Origin of the sequence: Hongsoonwoonella zoysiae (assembly GCF_013266695.1) — a bacterium.
In the GTDB taxonomy this organism is placed as follows: Bacteria; Pseudomonadota; Alphaproteobacteria; order Rhizobiales; family Stappiaceae; genus Hongsoonwoonella; species Hongsoonwoonella zoysiae.
Genome location: NZ_JABRXF010000004.1, coordinates 1 through 16,464, shown reverse-complemented (window position 1 = coordinate 16,464; position 16,464 = coordinate 1). Strand labels below are relative to the sequence as shown.

14 protein-coding genes and 1 tRNA gene are annotated in these 16,464 nt (G+C 59.2%); all 15 read left to right on the top strand.

The window, feature by feature from the left end; translation table 11 throughout:
• On the top strand, nucleotides 1-123 hold a 123-nt coding region (locus HPQ64_RS20180; RefSeq protein WP_484496827.1), incomplete at its 5' end, for an EF-Tu C-terminal domain-related protein.
• Between the two features lie 112 nt (nucleotides 124-235).
• Nucleotides 236-311, top strand: a tRNA-Trp gene (locus HPQ64_RS20175).
• Nucleotides 312-416: 105 nt separating this feature from the next.
• The gene (secE, locus tag HPQ64_RS20170) at nucleotides 417-614 is read left to right on the top strand and encodes a preprotein translocase subunit SecE (RefSeq protein WP_172890463.1); all 198 of its coding nucleotides are present in this window, start codon (nucleotides 417-419) and stop codon (nucleotides 612-614) included.
• Between the two features lie 35 nt (nucleotides 615-649).
• Nucleotides 650-1,180, top strand: a complete 531-nt coding sequence (nusG, locus tag HPQ64_RS20165; RefSeq protein ID WP_172890462.1) for a transcription termination/antitermination protein NusG — start codon at nucleotides 650-652, stop codon at nucleotides 1,178-1,180.
• A 150-nt stretch (nucleotides 1,181-1,330) separates the two neighbouring features.
• Nucleotides 1,331-1,759, top strand: a complete 429-nt coding sequence (gene rplK, locus HPQ64_RS20160; RefSeq protein ID WP_160774310.1) for a 50S ribosomal protein L11 — start codon at nucleotides 1,331-1,333, stop codon at nucleotides 1,757-1,759.
• Nucleotides 1,760-1,763: 4 nt separating this feature from the next.
• Nucleotides 1,764-2,459, top strand: coding sequence for a 50S ribosomal protein L1 (rplA, locus tag HPQ64_RS20155; protein ID WP_172890461.1), 696 nt, complete (start codon nucleotides 1,764-1,766; stop codon nucleotides 2,457-2,459).
• Between the two features lie 327 nt (nucleotides 2,460-2,786).
• Nucleotides 2,787-3,305 (top strand): 50S ribosomal protein L10, encoded by a 519-nt coding sequence (gene rplJ, locus HPQ64_RS20150; RefSeq protein WP_172890460.1) that lies wholly within the window; start codon nucleotides 2,787-2,789, stop codon nucleotides 3,303-3,305.
• A 60-nt stretch (nucleotides 3,306-3,365) separates the two neighbouring features.
• Complete coding sequence (gene rplL, locus HPQ64_RS20145) at nucleotides 3,366-3,746, top strand: 50S ribosomal protein L7/L12 (protein WP_172890459.1); 381 nt, start codon at nucleotides 3,366-3,368, stop codon at nucleotides 3,744-3,746.
• A 225-nt stretch (nucleotides 3,747-3,971) separates the two neighbouring features.
• Nucleotides 3,972-8,117, top strand: a complete 4,146-nt coding sequence (gene rpoB / locus HPQ64_RS20140; protein ID WP_172890458.1) for a DNA-directed RNA polymerase subunit beta — start codon at nucleotides 3,972-3,974, stop codon at nucleotides 8,115-8,117.
• A gap of 102 nt (nucleotides 8,118-8,219) precedes the next feature.
• Nucleotides 8,220-12,419, top strand: coding sequence for a DNA-directed RNA polymerase subunit beta' (gene rpoC, locus HPQ64_RS20135; protein WP_172890457.1), 4,200 nt, complete (start codon nucleotides 8,220-8,222; stop codon nucleotides 12,417-12,419).
• Nucleotides 12,420-12,542: 123 nt separating this feature from the next.
• A complete protein-coding gene (locus tag HPQ64_RS20130; RefSeq protein ID WP_172890456.1) occupies nucleotides 12,543-12,845 on the top strand; it encodes a regulator in 303 nt (100 codons plus the stop codon).
• A 489-nt stretch (nucleotides 12,846-13,334) separates the two neighbouring features.
• Nucleotides 13,335-13,706, top strand: a complete 372-nt coding sequence (gene rpsL, locus HPQ64_RS20125; protein ID WP_006936459.1) for a 30S ribosomal protein S12 — start codon at nucleotides 13,335-13,337, stop codon at nucleotides 13,704-13,706.
• A gap of 12 nt (nucleotides 13,707-13,718) precedes the next feature.
• Nucleotides 13,719-14,189, top strand: a complete 471-nt coding sequence (gene rpsG / locus HPQ64_RS20120; protein WP_172890455.1) for a 30S ribosomal protein S7 — start codon at nucleotides 13,719-13,721, stop codon at nucleotides 14,187-14,189.
• Between the two features lie 21 nt (nucleotides 14,190-14,210).
• Nucleotides 14,211-16,286, top strand: a complete 2,076-nt coding sequence (fusA, locus tag HPQ64_RS20115; RefSeq protein ID WP_172890454.1) for an elongation factor G — start codon at nucleotides 14,211-14,213, stop codon at nucleotides 16,284-16,286.
• 58 nt (nucleotides 16,287-16,344) lie between these two features.
• On the top strand, nucleotides 16,345-16,464 hold a 120-nt coding region (locus tag HPQ64_RS20110), incomplete at its 3' end, for a GTP-binding protein (RefSeq protein WP_246270846.1).

Here is a 16,464-nt window from a genome sequence, read left to right as displayed (position 1 = left end):
GACAACGTCTCGGTGACGGTGACGCTGATTGTTCCGATCGCCATGGAGGAAGGCCTCCGCTTCGCCATCCGCGAAGGCGGCCGCACCGTCGGTGCCGGCGTCGTCGCGAAGATCATCGAGTAACGAATTCGGGTGCCGCCGGACTTGGCGTCCGGCGGCATGGTATTTCAGGGTTTTCGCTTGATCTTTAGCGAAACCGGTACTAGCAAAAGTATCTGTCGTTACCGGCAAATACAGGGGTGTAGCTCAGTTGGAAGAGCGGCGGTCTCCAAAACCGCAGGTCGGGGGTTCGAGACCCTCCGCCCCTGCCACTTTTGCTCTTGAACCAAGAGCCGATAGGCTTTAAGTAGGGCTTTCGGGCGAGGCGCGCGGAACCATCCGCGCGCCCGCGCGTCTTGAGTTAGGCCGATAGCGGAATGGCAAAAACCAATCCTTTCACATTTATTCAGCAGGTACGCTCGGAGGTGTCCAAAGTCACTTGGCCGACGCGTCGGGAGACGGCGGTGACCACCATAATGGTTTTCATTATGGTCTTCATAGCTTCGATCTTCTTCCTGCTCGCCGATCAGGTGATGGGCTGGGGTGTGGGCCTGCTGCTCGGAGTCGGCAACTGACGCCGCGCCTGGAAACACAATCGGATCAGAGGTCAATGGCCAAGCGCTGGTATATCGTCCACGCCTATTCGAACTTTGAGAAAAAGGTCGCAGACGCCATTCGGGAGAAGGCGTCGCAGCAGGGCCTTGAGGATTTGTTCGAAGAGATTCTCGTCCCGACGGAAAAGGTCGTGGAGGTGCGGCGCGGTCGTAAGGTGGATACGGAGCGCAAGTTCTTTCCGGGCTATGTGCTTGTGAAGATGGATATGACCGATCAGGCTTATCATCTGATCAAGAATACGCCCAAAGTAACCGGGTTTTTGGGGGCGGATCAGAAGCCGGTTCCGATATCGGATGCCGAGGCGCATCGCATCCTGCATCAGGTGCAGGAAGGTGTCGACCGGCCCAAGCCCTCGGTCAGCTTCGAGGTTGGAGAGCAGGTTCGCGTGGCGGATGGGCCGTTTGCGTCGTTCTCAGGCCATGTCGAAGAGGTCGATGATGAGCGCGCGCGGCTTAAGGTCGCCGTTTCGATTTTCGGCCGGGCGACTCCGGTCGAACTGGAATTCGGTCAGGTCGAGAAGATTTGATCGATTGCCGCTTTTTAGCGGTTGCCGGAGCACCGGCAAAACGTTGGGTGGGAGGCACGTGAGCGTCGGTTCGCCGGATGCTCGCGATAAGCCGAACCACCAACTCCATGAAAGCCGGGTCTGTCCGGCGATGCCATCACGGAGAAGAGAATGGCGAAGAAGATTGCAGGTTACATAAAGTTGCAGGTGCCGGCCGGCTCCGCGACACCGTCTCCGCCGATCGGGCCCGCGCTCGGTCAGCGCGGCCTCAACATCATGGAGTTCTGCAAAGCGTTCAACGCGCAGACCCAGGATGCGGAAAAAGGTGCGCCTTGCCCGACCATTATCACCTACTACTCGGACAAGTCCTTCACGTTCGAAGTGAAGACGGCGCCGGTCAGCTTTTTCCTTAAGAAGGCTGCGGGGTTGAAGTCCGGCTCGAAAACGCCGGGCCGCGGAACAGTCGGCAAGGTGACGGGCGCGCAGGTGCGCGAGATCGCCGAAGCCAAGATGAAGGATCTGAATGCTTATGACGTTGACGCTGCCGTTCGGATGGTCGAAGGCTCGGCGCGGTCAATGGGCATCGAGGTTGTGGGGTAAGACGATGGCAAAGGTAGGAAAGCGCATCGCCGCTGCCCGCGACGGAATCGAGCGGGCGAAGCTTTATCCGCTGAGCGAGGCTCTTGGCCTCGTGAAAGAGCGGGCCAAGTCCAAATTCGACGAAACGGTAGAGGTTGCGATAAATCTCGGCGTCGATCCGCGTCATGCCGACCAGATGGTGCGCGGCGTCTGCGTGCTGCCGAACGGAACGGGCAAGACGGTTCGCGTTGCGGTTTTCGCTCGCGGTGACAAGGCCGAGGAGGCGAAGGCCGCGGGAGCCGACATTGTCGGTGCGGAGGAGCTTGTTGCCGAGATTCAGGGCGGCAAGATCGACTTCGATCGCTGCATCGCCACGCCGGACATGATGCCGCTGGTCGGTCGGCTGGGCAAGGTGCTTGGTCCGCGCGGGCTGATGCCGAATCCGAAGGTCGGTACGGTTACGCCGGATGTGAAGACTGCCGTTAACGATGCCAAGGGCGGCGCGGTTCAGTTCCGTGTCGAGAAGGCTGGCATTGTTCATGCCGGTGTCGGCAAGGCTTCCTTTTCCGAGGAGCAGTTGAGCGAAAACCTCAAGGCATTGGTGGATGCCGTGATCAAGGCAAAACCTTCGGGCGCCAAGGGGACCTATCTCAAGCGTCTGGCGATTTCGTCGACGATGGGTCCCGGCATCAAGATAGATCCCGCTTCGGTCACGGCCTGAGCGGTGTAGCCATTCGCCCGGCATTTTGTCGGGCGGATCTGTCCGCCGGATAAGGCGGGCACCCCTGTCCGAGACTGCAGGTGTGGTTTCCGGTTCGAGTTGACCGGTCACGGCTTAAGCCCTCAAGGGGCCTGCATAGACGGGTAAGAACCGATTTCTCATTCCCGGCATCGGGAATGCGATTCCGGTTCGAACCGTTTGTCCTTGCCGCTTGTTGCGGACGAGGGGGCAGGAACCTCGGCGTCGTTTGGCGTGCGGTTCCGACCGTGCGCGAAGCGGCAAAGACAAATCGACGGCGGTAATCCGCCGTCAAACTGGAGTAGGCAAGTGGAAAGAGCGGAAAAGCGCGAGTTCGTAGCGTCGCTCAACGGGGTGTTTTCGAACGCCGGCGTTGTGGTCGTTGCGCACTATGCGGGTCTTTCGGTTGCGCAGATGAATGCCCTCAGGGCTGATGTGCGCGCTGCCGGCGGGTCCGTCCGTGTCGCCAAGAACCGCCTTGTAAAGCTTGCCCTTCAAGGCACCGACCTGGAGCACATGAGTGGTCTTTTCCAGGGCCCGACGGTTCTCGTCTATTCGGACGATCCGATCGCGGCTCCCAAGGCTGCCGTGAATTTTGCCAAGGCGAACGAAAAGCTCGTGATCCTTGGTGGCGCTCTTGGTTCGACGAACCTCGATGCGGATGGGGTCAAGTCTCTGGCCACCATGCCGTCGCTCGATGAGTTGAGGGCGAAGCTGGTCGGCATGATCAGCACCCCGGCAACCCGCATCGCGCAGGTCGTCAACGCACCGGCCGGGCAGCTCGCCCGCGTCTTCAATGCGTATGCCGAGAAGGACCAAGCCGCGTAAGGCGACTGTAACAAACACTGTCGAAACCACTATCGGTTCGAACTGGAAGGTATGTGAAAGATGGCTGATCTCGAAAAGATCGTTGAAGAACTGTCCTCGCTCACGGTCATGGAAGCCGCTGAGTTGTCGAAAATGCTGGAGGAGAAGTGGGGCGTGTCCGCCGCGGCTCCGGTCGCCGTTGCCGCTGCTGGTGCCGCGGGTGGCGGTGAGGCTGCCGCTGCTGAAGAGAAGACCGAATTCGACGTCATTCTCGCCAGCGCCGGCGACAAGAAGATCAACGTGATCAAGGAAGTGCGTGCGATCACAGGCCTCGGCCTGAAGGAAGCCAAGGACCTGGTCGAAGGCGCTCCCAAGGCCGTGAAGGAAGGCGTCGACAAGGACGAAGCCGAGCAGCTTAAGGCGAAGCTGGAAGAAGCCGGTGCAAAGGTCGAGCTGAAGTAATCGGGCTTATGCCCACGCGGTCCCGGAGTAAACTCCGGGGCCGCCCGTTGCAAGACCCCGGCGGGTTTTCCCGGTCCGGGGCGTCCGTCCCACTGGGGACGGTTTTCCGAAGGGGCGCGCCGCCCGTTGCAGTAAGCACCTGAGGTAGAGGGTGTTTGACATGGCCGGGCGGATGTTCGAGCGGCGTTTCGGAGAGCCGTCACCTGATCGATACGAGGAGCGACAATGGCGCACACGTTCAACGGTCGCAAAAGAGTCCGTAAATACTACGGGTCAATCCGCGAAGTCGCGGCGATGCCGAACCTGATTGAGGTTCAAAAGGCGTCTTATGACCAGTTTCTGCAAGTGGTCGAGCCCGAGGGTGGGCGCGTGGAAGATGGTCTCGAGGCTGTTTTCCGTTCCGTGTTCCCGATTTCCGATTTCGCCGGAACGGCGCTTCTCGAGTTTGTAAGATATGAATTCGAAGCGCCGAAATACGACGTTGAAGAGTGCCGCCAGCGGGGCATGAATTTTGCTGCGCCGCTCAAGGTCACCTTGCGCCTTATCGTGTTCGATGTTGACGAAGAGACAGGCGCCAAGTCCGTGAAAGACATCAAGGAGCAGGATGTCTATATGGGCGATATGCCGTTCATGACCGACAACGGCACATTCGTCGTCAACGGTACCGAGCGCGTCATCGTTTCTCAGATGCACCGGTCTCCTGGTGTCTTTTTCGATCATGACAAGGGAAAGACCCACTCTTCCGGCAAGTTGCTTTTTGCTGCCCGCATTATTCCCTATCGCGGTTCGTGGCTCGACATTGAATTCGACGCGAAGGATATCGTCTACGCCCGTATCGATCGGCGCAGGAAGATCCCTGTCACGTCGCTTCTGATGGCGCTCGGTCTGGACGGGGAGGAAATCCTCAATACGTTCTACAATCAAATCGGCTATCAGCGCATTGACGAGGGCAGCTGGCGCATTCCGTTCGATGGTTCGCGGCTCAAAGGCACCAAGGCGGACTATGACCTGATCGACGCCGATACCGGTGAAGTCGTTGTGGAAGCCGGGCGCAAGATTACCGCGCGCACCATCCGCCAGTTGACGGACAAGGGTATCAACTCGCTCAAGGTTCTCAACGAGGATCTTCATGGTCAGTATATTGCTGAAGACCTTGTGGATGCCTCTACGGGTGAGATCTATGCCGAAGCCGGGGACGAGATCACCGAAAAGCTTCTTGGAGGTCTGACGGAGCGGGGGATTACGGAGATTCCGGTCCTCGACATCGATCATATCAACAATGGTCCTTACATCCGCAACACGTTGGCGGTCGACAAGAACGAGGCGCGCGAGGAAGCGCTCTTCGACATCTACCGTGTGATGCGCCCGGGTGAACCGCCGACGATCGATACGGCGGAAGCCATGTTCCAGTCGCTGTTCTTCGATGCGGAGCGGTACGACCTTTCGGCCGTTGGGCGTGTGAAAATGAACATGCGCCTCGATCTCGAGTGCGAGGATACGGTGCGCGTTCTGCGTAAGGAGGATATCCTTGCCGTTATCCGCACGTTGCTTGACTTGCGCGACGGCAAGGGCGACATCGACGATATCGACAATCTCGGCAATCGCCGCGTGCGTTCGGTTGGCGAACTGATGGAAAATCAGTACCGCGTGGGCCTCCTGCGCATGGAGCGCGCGATCAAGGAACGCATGTCTTCGGTCGAGATCGACACCGTGATGCCGCAGGACCTCATCAACGCCAAGCCGGCGGCGGCTGCGGTACGTGAGTTCTTCGGATCCTCGCAGCTTTCTCAATTCATGGACCAGACGAACCCGCTTTCCGAGGTCACCCATAAGCGTCGCTTGTCCGCGCTTGGTCCGGGCGGTCTGACGCGTGAGCGTGCGGGCTTCGAAGTGCGCGACGTGCACCCGACCCATTATGGCCGTATCTGCCCGATCGAGACGCCGGAAGGCCCGAATATCGGCCTTATCAACTCGCTTGCCACTTTCGCGCGCGTCAACAAGTACGGTTTCATCGAAAGCCCTTACCGGAGGGTGAAGGATGGCCGCGTCACGAGCGAGGTCGTTTATCTTTCCGCGATGGAAGAAGCGAAATACCACGTCGCCCAGGCCAATGCGGAAATCGACGACGAGGGCCGTTTCGTGTCGGAACTTATCACCTGCCGTCATGCGGGTGAGAATATGCTCGTCTCGCCGGATCGCGTCGAGTTCATGGACGTGTCGCCGAAGCAACTCGTTTCCGTTGCCGCGGCCCTTATTCCGTTCCTTGAAAACGATGATGCCAACCGCGCGCTCATGGGCTCGAACATGCAGCGGCAGGCCGTGCCGCTCGTGCGTGCCGAAGCACCTTTCGTTGGGACCGGCATGGAGCCGATCGTCGCGCGGGATTCCGGTGCGGCCATTGCCGCCCGTCGCGCCGGCGTTGTCGACCAGGTAGATGCAACGCGTATCGTTATCCGCGCGACGGAAGAGCTAGACCCTTCCAAGTCGGGCGTTGACATCTACAGGCTGCAGAAGTTCCAGCGGTCGAACCAGAACACCTGCATCAACCAGCGCCCGCTGGTGAGGGTGGGGGATGTTATCGAGAAAGGCGGCATCATTGCCGACGGTCCGTCGACGGACCTTGGCGATCTGGCTCTTGGACGGAATGTCCTCGTCGCATTCATGCCTTGGAACGGCTACAACTTCGAGGATTCCATCCTGCTTTCGGAGCGGATTGTCCGCGACGACGTCTTTACGTCCATTCACCTTGAGGAATTCGAGGTGATGGCGCGTGATACGAAGCTTGGGCCGGAGGAAATCACGCGCGATATCCCGAACGTTTCGGAAGAGGCGCTTAAAAACCTCGACGAGGCGGGCATTGTCTACATCGGCGCCGAAGTGAAGCCGGGCGACATCCTTGTCGGCAAGATCACGCCGAAGGGCGAAAGCCCGATGACGCCGGAGGAAAAGCTCCTGCGCGCCATTTTCGGCGAAAAGGCGTCTGATGTCCGCGACACCTCGCTTCGCCTGCCGCCGGGCGTCACCGGCACGGTGGTTGAAGTGCGTGTGTTCAACCGTCACGGCGTGGAGAAAGACGAACGCGCGATGGCGATCGAGCGCGAGGAGATCGAGCGTCTGGCGAAGGATCGCGACGACGAGCAGGCGATTCTCGATCGTAACGTCTACGGCCGCCTTGCGGAGATGCTGATCGGCAAGACCGCGGTTTCCGGGCCGAAGGGCTTTAAAAAGGACGGCGCGATCGACGGTGACGTGTTGAACGAGTATCCGCGTTCGCAGTGGTGGCAATTCGCGGTTGAGGACGAACGCCTCATGAGCGAGGTCGAAGCCCTTCGCGGTCAGTATGACGAAAGCCGCAAGCGCCTGGAACAGCGTTTCATCGACAAGGTCGAAAAGCTGCAGCGTGGCGATGAGCTGCCCCCCGGCGTCATGAAAATGGTGAAGGTCTTCGTCGCGGTAAAGCGGAAGATCCAGCCGGGCGACAAGATGGCCGGCCGTCATGGCAACAAGGGTGTTGTCTCCAAGATCAACCCGATCGAGGATATGCCCTTCCTCGAGGATGGCACCCACGTCGATATCGTTCTCAATCCGCTCGGCGTGCCGAGCCGGATGAACGTTGGCCAGATTCTGGAGACTCATCTCGGCTGGGCATGCGCCGGTATGGGGCGCAAGATCGGTGAGCTTTACGATCAGTATCGTAAGACCGGTGAATTGAAGCCGCTGAGGGTGTCGCTGGATGAGGTCTTCGGAGATAATCTGAAGGGCGAGCCGGTCAAGGATTATGACGATGAATCTGTCGTCCGCCTGGCCGAACAGCTTCGCGCCGGCGTACCCATCGCAACGCCCGTGTTCGACGGTGCGCGCGAGCCCGATGTCGTCGACATGCTGAAGCTGGCGGATCTCGATCCGTCCGGCCAATCGGAGCTTTTCGACGGGCGTACCGGCGAGGTGTTCGATCGCAAGGTAACTGTCGGCTACATCTACATGCTGAAGCTGCACCACCTGGTCGACGACAAGATCCACGCCCGCTCGATCGGTCCGTATTCGCTCGTTACCCAGCAGCCGCTGGGCGGCAAGGCCCAGTTCGGCGGTCAGCGCTTCGGCGAAATGGAGGTCTGGGCTCTTGAAGCTTATGGCGCGGCCTATACCCTCCAGGAAATGCTGACGGTCAAATCCGACGACGTTGCCGGCCGTACAAAGGTGTACGAAGCGATTGTCCGTGGAGACGATACCTTCGAGGCGGGCATTCCGGAAAGCTTCAACGTGCTTGTCAAGGAAATGCGGTCGCTTGGCCTGAATGTCGAATTGCAAAACAGCGAGCAAGACCAGCCCGTCGGGCAGGATGACGTTCCAGCGGTAGACGCGGCGGAGTGATGGTGCTTCACACGTCCAACCGCGAAAAGAGATGCTGCATTGCCGGTAAGGGGAGTGGGGCGCGGCCCGCGCTCCCCGTCCGCGCATCTGAGGAGAGAACCCATGAATCATGAGGTCATGAACCTGTTTAACCAACAGGCTCCTGCGCAGACCTTCGATGAGATCAAAATTTCGATCGCCAGCCCGGAGAAGATCCTGTCCTGGTCGTTCGGTGAGATCAAGAAACCCGAGACGATCAATTATCGTACGTTCAAGCCTGAGCGCGACGGATTGTTCTGCGCGCGCATTTTTGGGCCGATCAAGGATTATGAATGCTTGTGCGGCAAGTACAAGCGCATGAAATACAAGGGCGTCATCTGCGAAAAATGCGGTGTCGAAGTGACCCTGTCGCGCGTTCGTCGTGACCGTATGGGACACATCGAGCTTGCCGCTCCGGTGGCGCACATCTGGTTCCTGAAGTCTCTGCCTTCGCGTATCGGCCTTCTGCTCGACATGACGCTGAAGGATCTTGAGCGCATTCTCTATTTCGAGAATTACGTGGTCATTGAACCTGGCCTCACCCCGCTCAAGCAGCATCAGCTTCTGTCGGAAGAAGACTATATCAACGCCCAGGATGAATATGGCGAGGATGCCTTCACTGCGATGATCGGCGCGGAGGCTATCCGCGAGATCCTGATGTCGCTCGACCTGGAGAAGGAGCGCGACCAGATCCGTCAGGAAATCGCCGAGGCGACGACGGAGCTGAAGCCGAAAAAGCTTGCCAAGCGTCTCAAGGTCGTTGAGGCTTTCCTTGAATCCGGCAATCGGCCGGAGTGGATGATCCTGACGGTCGTTCCGGTCATTCCGCCGGATCTTCGCCCGCTTGTGCCGCTCGACGGCGGCCGTTTCGCGACGTCGGATCTGAACGACCTTTACCGCCGTGTGATCAATCGGAACAATCGCCTGAAGCGGCTGATCGAGCTGCGTGCGCCGGATATCATCATCCGCAACGAAAAGCGCATGCTTCAGGAATCCGTGGATGCGCTGTTCGACAATGGCCGGCGGGGACGCGTTATCACGGGTGCCAACAAGCGTCCGTTGAAGTCGCTGTCCGACATGCTGAAAGGCAAGCAGGGTCGCTTCCGGCAGAACCTCCTCGGCAAGCGCGTGGACTATTCCGGCCGTTCGGTTATCACGGTCGGTCCGGAATTGAAGCTCCATCAGTGCGGATTGCCGAAAAAGATGGCGCTGGAGCTTTTCAAACCGTTCATCTATTCGCGTCTCGACGCGAAGGGGCTCTCGTCCACCGTCAAACAGGCGAAGAAGCTGGTTGAGAAGGAGCGTCCGGAAGTTTGGGATATCCTCGACGAGGTTATTCGCGAGCATCCGGTTCTTCTGAACCGCGCGCCGACGCTTCACCGTCTCGGCATTCAGGCGTTTGAACCGACGCTGATCGAGGGCAAGGCGATCCAGCTTCATCCGCTGGTCTGCTCAGCATTCAACGCGGACTTCGATGGCGACCAGATGGCTGTTCACGTACCGCTTTCGCTGGAAGCCCAGCTTGAAGCGCGCACGTTGATGATGTCGACGAACAACATCCTGCATCCGGCAAACGGCGGCCCGATCATCGTGCCGTCGCAGGATATCGTGCTTGGCCTTTACTATCTTTCGATCATGGCCGACGGCGAGCCTGGCGAAGGTATGATGTTCGGCGACATGGGCGAGCTTTACCATGCGCTCGAAACCAAGGCCGTCACGCTGCACTCCAAAGTGAAGGGCCGATTCCGCTCCGTGGATGCGGAGGGCAATCAGACTTCGCAAATCTACGAGACCACGCCCGGGCGCATGATTATCGGCGACCTTTTGCCGAAGAACCACGAAGTTCCCTTCGACGTCTGCAACAAGCTGATGACGAAGAAGGACATCTCCAAGATGATCGACACCGTCTACCGCGCATGCGGTCAGAAGGAGACGGTCATTTTCTGCGATCGCGTAATGGGGCTTGGCTTCAACCATGCCTGCCGCGCGGGCATTTCGTTCGGCAAGGACGACATGCTCATTCCGGAAACCAAGGCAGGTCTTGTCGCGGAGACGGCCGAATTGGTGAAGGAATACGAGCAGCAGTACAATGATGGCCTGATCACCCAGGGCGAGAAGTACAACAAGGTGGTCGATGCCTGGGCCAAGTGTACCGATCGCGTCGCCGACGAGATGATGAAGCGCATCTCCGCCGTCGTTCGTGACGAGGAGAGCGGACGTCAGAAGCAGATCAACTCGGTCTATATGATGTCGCACTCCGGTGCCCGCGGTTCGCCGGCGCAGATGAAGCAGCTTGCCGGCATGCGCGGCCTGATGGCCAAGCCGTCGGGTGAGATCATCGAGAACCCGATCATTTCGAACTTCAAGGAAGGCCTATCGGTGCTCGAGTACTTCAACTCGACGCACGGTGCCCGTAAGGGTCTGGCCGACACTGCCTTGAAGACGGCGAACTCCGGTTATCTGACGCGTCGTCTTGTCGACGTGGCGCAGGATTCCATCATCGTCGAGGAGGATTGCGGCTCGGAAGGTGGCATCACGGTTGAGCCGATCGTCGACGCCGGCAACGTCATCGCGAGCCTCGGGATGCGCGTTCTGGGCCGTACGGCCGCGGAGAATATCGTGCATCCCGCCACTGGCGAGGTGATCGTGCCCATGGGTGTGATGATCGACGAAAAAGCGGTGGACCTGATCGAAGCCGCCAAGATCCAGTCGATCAAGATCCGTTCGGTGCTGACCTGCGAAACCAGGCTCGGCGTGTGCGGTGCGTGCTATGGTCGTGATCTTGCGCGCGGAACGCCGGTCAATATTGGCGAGGCGGTCGGCGTCATCGCGGCCCAGTCGATCGGCGAGCCGGGTACGCAGCTTACGATGCGTACCTTCCACATCGGCGGTACGGCGCAGGTTGTCGACAGCTCCTTCATCGAATCGAACTCCGAAGGCACGGTGAAGATCCGTAACCGCAATGTCGTCCGCGACTCCTCCGGCAAGATGATCGCCATGGCGCGCAACATGGCCATACTGATCGTCGATAACGAGGGCAATGAACGTGCGGTCCATCGCGTGCCTTATGGCGCGCGCCTGCATGTCGATGAGGGCGATTCCATCAAGCGCGGCCAGCGTATTGCCGAATGGGATCCCTACACTCGCCCGATCCTTACCGAGGTTGACGGTGTGGTCGGCTTCGAGGATCTGGTCGACGGTGCGTCCGTTCAGGAAACGGCGGACGAGGCGACCGGCATCACCAAGCGTGTCGTCATTGACTGGCGCACTTCGCAGCGCGGTCAGGACCTCAAGCCAGCAATGGTCGTGAAGGACAAGAACGGCGAGATCATCAAGCTGCAGCGTGGCGGCGATGCCCGGGTTCTGCTTTCGGTGGATGCGATCCTGTCCATCCAGCCGGGCGATGAGGTCAAGGCCGGCGACGTTCTGGCGCGTATTCCAATGGAAAGCGCGAAGACGAAGGACATCACCGGCGGTTTGCCGCGTGTTGCCGAACTCTTCGAAGCACGCCGGCCGAAGGATCACGCCATCATCGCAGAGATCGACGGTACGATCCGCTTCGGTCGCGACTACAAGAACAAGCGTCGCATCGTGATCGAGCCGCACGACAAGGACGTTGAGCCGGTTGAGTATCTCATCCCGAAAGGCAAGCACTTCCATCTTCAGGAAGGCGATGTCATTGAGAAGGGCGAATACATCCTCGATGGCAACCCGGCGCCGCATGATATCCTTGCGGTCAAGGGCGTGGAGGCGCTGGCGGCCTATCTCGTCAATGAGATCCAGGAGGTCTACAGACTGCAGGGCGTCGTGATTAACGACAAGCACATCGAGGTGATCGTTCGCCAGATGCTGCAGAAAGTCGAGATCACGGATCCGGGCGAGACGGAGCTCTTCTCCGGCGAGCAGGTTGACCGGCTGGAACTAGAAGAGATCAACCAGCGTGCGATCGACAATGCGCGTACGCCGGCATCTGGGGTGCCGGTTCTGCTTGGCATCACCAAGGCGTCGCTGCAGACTCGGTCGTTCTTCTCCGCCGCTTCCTTCCAGGAGACGACGCGCGTGCTCACCGAGGCTGCCGTCAACGGCAAGATCGATCCGCTGGTCGGCCTCAAGGAGAACGTCATCGTCGGTCGTCTGATCCCGGCGGGTACGGGCGGCATGATGAACCGCATCCGGCAGGTTGCCCAGCACCGCGACGAGTTGATCCTCGAAGCGCGTAAGGCTCAGTCAAACGCCGCAGAGGCGGAGGCGATGATCGAAGACATGAGCGGGGCGGCGGAATAAAGCGTCTCCCTCTCGAAGAAACAGGGAAAGGGCCGCCGATGCGGCCCTTTTTCGTATCTGACATATATGCATAGCGAGATGCGGAAGCCCGCATTTGCGTCCATTGAACGGATCGGAATCGAAATGACGCCAACTCAAAACAATGATGATGAACTCCCGACCGTGTTCATAATCGTCGGCAGGGTATGGGAAAACGAAAGCGGCGGCGGCGAGGAAGCGGCCGTGCCTGTCAATATCCTTCTGCGTGCGCCGGATGATGACAGTGCCGTGCGTCAGGCCTTGGAACATCTTGCTGCGGAAGGCTATGTCGAGGCCGAATTCGATCAGATCGGCGTGCTTACCGAAGAACCTGACAATCCGACTTACGAGGCGGCTTATCAGGATGCTCTGGAGGGTAACGTCGCCGTCATAGCGTTCCACGATTAGGCAAGGGGCGGGAATCGGCTTCCGCTTGGGGATGGGAATCGGCTTGCGGTTACTGCGCGGATCGGTTGTGCTTCCGCGCTGAGCGATTTAGCCCGACAGGAAATGTCCAGAAAGGCGTGCCGCAGGTTCAAATATTACTCGGTGCGCGTCATCCAAGCTCCATTAACTCTCAAAAGTCGGCAAAACCGCCTGAGGCTTAAGTTTTTTGGAAGTTTTCCTTGACGGGTGAGGGGGCGATGAGTAGTTTCCGCCCATCCCGAAGGCAGGCGGTAAACACTGACCTGCTCCGAGGCGCCTCGCCACGGAGAAAAAGTGCTTAAACGCTGCCGGGTCCATAGGCGAATAAACGTCGATTTCATGACCGCTGGAAACCCGGTGGTCCTCTGGTTTTCGCAGCGCCTTCCACGGTGAAACCGTGGAACACGGCGCGATTCCGTATGTGCGCCGGCTGCTGCGGCCGGATGAACGAACGAAGGTGAAGGGCAAAGAATGCCGACCATCAACCAGCTGATCCGCAAGCCGCGGAAGGATCCGCCGAAGCGGAACAAGGTCCCGGCCATGGAGGCCTGCCCGCAGAAGCGTGGCGTTTGCACGCGCGTCTACACGACGACGCCGAAGAAGCCGAACTCGGCGCTTCGTAAGGTTGCGAAGATCCGCCTGACGAACGGCTTTGAAGTGATTGGTTACATCCCGGGTGAGGGTCACAATCTTCAAGAGCACTCCGTGGTCATGATCCGCGGCGGCCGCGTGAAGGATCTTCCGGGCGTTCGCTACCACATTATTCGCGGTGTCCTTGATACGCAGGGCGTCAAGGACCGCAAGCAGCGCCGGTCCAAGTACGGCGCCAAGCGGCCCAAGTAAGGAGCGTTCACGATGTCGCGTCGTCATCGCGCTGAAAAGCGAGAGATCATCCCCGATCCGAAATTCGGGGACATTGTGATCACCAAGTTCATGAATTCGATCATGTACGATGGCAAGAAGTCCACGGCGGAACGTATTGTTTATGGTGCGTTCGATCTGATCGAAAACAAGACCAGGCAAAACCCGCTCGAGGTGTTCCACGCAGCCCTCGAGAACGTTATGCCGCAGGTCGAAGTCCGTTCCCGCCGCGTTGGCGGTGCGACCTACCAGGTCCCGGTTGAAGTGCGCACCGATCGCCGTCAGGCGCTCGCGATCCGCTGGCTCATATCCGCTGCGCGCAACCGTAATGAGACCACGATGGTCGACCGTCTTTCCGGCGAACTCCTTGATGCCGCCAGCAACCGTGGTACCGCGGTGAAAAAGCGCGAAGACACGCACCGGATGGCGGATGCCAACCGCGCGTTCTCGCACTACCGCTGGTAAAAACTCGAAGAGGCAGACGCTATGTCGCGCACGCACAAAATCGAGGACTACCGCAACTTCGGCATCATGGCCCACATCGATGCCGGCAAGACGACGACCACCGAGCGGATCCTCTACTACACCGGTCGCAGCCACAAGATTGGCGAAGTCCATGACGGCGCAGCCACCATGGACTGGATGGAGCAGGAGCAGGAGCGCGGCATCACGATTACATCGGCCGCCACGACTGCCTTTTGGAAGGAAAAGCGGCTCAACATCATCGACACGCCGGGCCACGTCGACTTCACGATCGAGGTCGAGCGTTCGCTGCGTGTGCTTGACGGTGCCGTCGCTCTTCTCGATGCCAACGCCGGTGTCGAACCGCAGACGGAGACGGTCTGGCGCCAGGCTGACAAATACAATGTCCCGCGCATGATCTTCGTCAACAAGATGGACAAGCTCGGCGCCGATTTCTACCGCTGCGTGGATATGATCAAGAAGCGCCTCGGTGCGAACCCGCTTGTCCTCCAGTTGCCGATCGGTGCGGAGAACGAGTTCGTTGGCGTGGTCGACCTGATCGCGATGAAGGCTTACATCTGGCGTGATGAAAGCCTCGGTGCGCAGTGGGATGTGGTCGATATTCCCGCCGACCTTGCAGACAAGGCGCAGGAATACCGCGACATCATGATCGAGACCGCGGTTGAAGCGGATGAGGCTGCTCTTGAGGCATACCTCGAAGGTAACGAGCCGGACGAGGTTCAGCTGAAAGCGTTGATCCGCAAGGGCACGATCTCCAATACCTTCGTGCCGATTTTTTGCGGTTCGGCCTTTAAGAACAAGGGTGTCCAGCCGCTTCTCGACGGTGTTGTCGATTATCTTCCGAGCCCGGTCGACATCGATGCCATTCGCGGTGTCGACGGCAAGACCGAGCAGGAGACGACCCGTAAAGCGAGCGATGAAGAGCCGCTTGCTCTCCTTGCTTTCAAGATCGCGAACGACCCGTTCGTCGGCTCCCTGACATTCTGCCGCATTTATTCGGGCGTGCTGAACAAGGGCGTGTCGCTGCTGAATACGGTTAAGGACAAGCGTGAGCGTGTCGGCCGGATGATGCAGATGCACTCCAACTCGCGTGAGGACATTGACGTCGCATATGCAGGCGACATCGTGGCCATCGCGGGTCTCAAGGACACGACGACGGGCGACACGCTTTGCGACGCGACCAAGCCCGTGATCCTGGAGCGCATGGAATTTCCGGACCCGGTCATCGAGATTGCGGTCGAGCCGAAGACGAAGGCCGACCAGGAAAAGATGGCGATGGCGCTCAACCGTCTCGCGGCTGAGGATCCGTCCTTCCGCGTCAAGACTGACGAGGAATCGGGCCAGACCATCATCGCCGGCATGGGCGAGCTTCATCTCGATATTATCGTCGACCGCATGAAGCGCGAGTTCAAGGTCGAGGCGAATATCGGTGCGCCGCAGGTGGCCTATCGCGAAACGATCACCCGGCTTGCAGAGGTGGATTACACCCACAAGAAGCAGACCGGTGGTTCGGGTCAGTTCGCCCGCGTCAAGATCACGATTGAGCCGAACGAAGCCGCTGCCGGTTTTGCGTTCGAGAGCAAGATTGTCGGCGGTTCGGTCCCGAAGGAATACATCCCGGGCGTCCAGAAGGGTATCGAGAGCGTCATGAGCTCTGGTCCTCTTGCCGGCTTCCCGATGGTGGACATCAAGGCGACGCTTCTGGACGGTGCCTACCATGATGTGGACTCCAGCGTGCTGGCGTTCGAAATCGCGTCGCGCGCAGCTTTCCGCGAAGCGATCGCGAAGGCTTCCCCGAAGCTGCTCGAGCCGATCATGAAGGTCGAGGTCGTCACACCGGAAGACTATATGGGCGACGTGATCGGCGACCTGAACTCCCGGCGCGGCCAGATCGCCGGTACGGAAAACCGCGGCATTGTTACGGCCATTCAGGCGATGGTGCCGCTCGCGAACATGTTCGGCTATGTGAACAACCTTCGCTCCATGTCTCAGGGTCGTGCCCAGTATTCGATGGTGTTCGACCACTATGAGCAGGTGCCGCAGGCGGTGGCCGACGAGGTTCAGGCGAAATACGCCTGACGCCGTAAGCCTGCTCCCGGAGCAATAACTCAAGAATTGGAAGAAGCGGAGAAATCCGATGGCGAAAGAGAAGTTTGAGCGCAATAAGCCGCACGTGAACATTGGCACGATTGGTCACGTTGACCATGGCAAGACGACGTTGACGGCAGCGATTACGAAGCAGTTCGGCGAGTTCAAG

Excerpts from the sequence above, each read along its gene's own strand:
- secE (WP_172890463.1), top strand. The coding sequence starts at position 417 with ATGGCAAAAACCAATCCTTTCACATTTATTCAGCAGGTACGCTCGGAG.
- nusG (WP_172890462.1), top strand. The coding sequence starts at position 650 with ATGGCCAAGCGCTGGTATATCGTCCACGCCTATTCGAACTTTGAGAAA.
- rplK (WP_160774310.1), top strand. The coding sequence starts at position 1,331 with ATGGCGAAGAAGATTGCAGGTTACATAAAGTTGCAGGTGCCGGCCGGC.
- rplA (WP_172890461.1), top strand. The coding sequence starts at position 1,764 with ATGGCAAAGGTAGGAAAGCGCATCGCCGCTGCCCGCGACGGAATCGAG.
- rplL (WP_172890459.1), top strand. The coding sequence starts at position 3,366 with ATGGCTGATCTCGAAAAGATCGTTGAAGAACTGTCCTCGCTCACGGTC.
- rpoB (WP_172890458.1), top strand. The coding sequence starts at position 3,972 with ATGGCGCACACGTTCAACGGTCGCAAAAGAGTCCGTAAATACTACGGG.
- rpoC (WP_172890457.1), top strand. The coding sequence starts at position 8,220 with ATGAATCATGAGGTCATGAACCTGTTTAACCAACAGGCTCCTGCGCAG.
- HPQ64_RS20130 (WP_172890456.1), top strand. The coding sequence starts at position 12,543 with ATGACGCCAACTCAAAACAATGATGATGAACTCCCGACCGTGTTCATA.
- rpsL (WP_006936459.1), top strand. The coding sequence starts at position 13,335 with ATGCCGACCATCAACCAGCTGATCCGCAAGCCGCGGAAGGATCCGCCG.
- rpsG (WP_172890455.1), top strand. The coding sequence starts at position 13,719 with ATGTCGCGTCGTCATCGCGCTGAAAAGCGAGAGATCATCCCCGATCCG.
- fusA (WP_172890454.1), top strand. The coding sequence starts at position 14,211 with ATGTCGCGCACGCACAAAATCGAGGACTACCGCAACTTCGGCATCATG.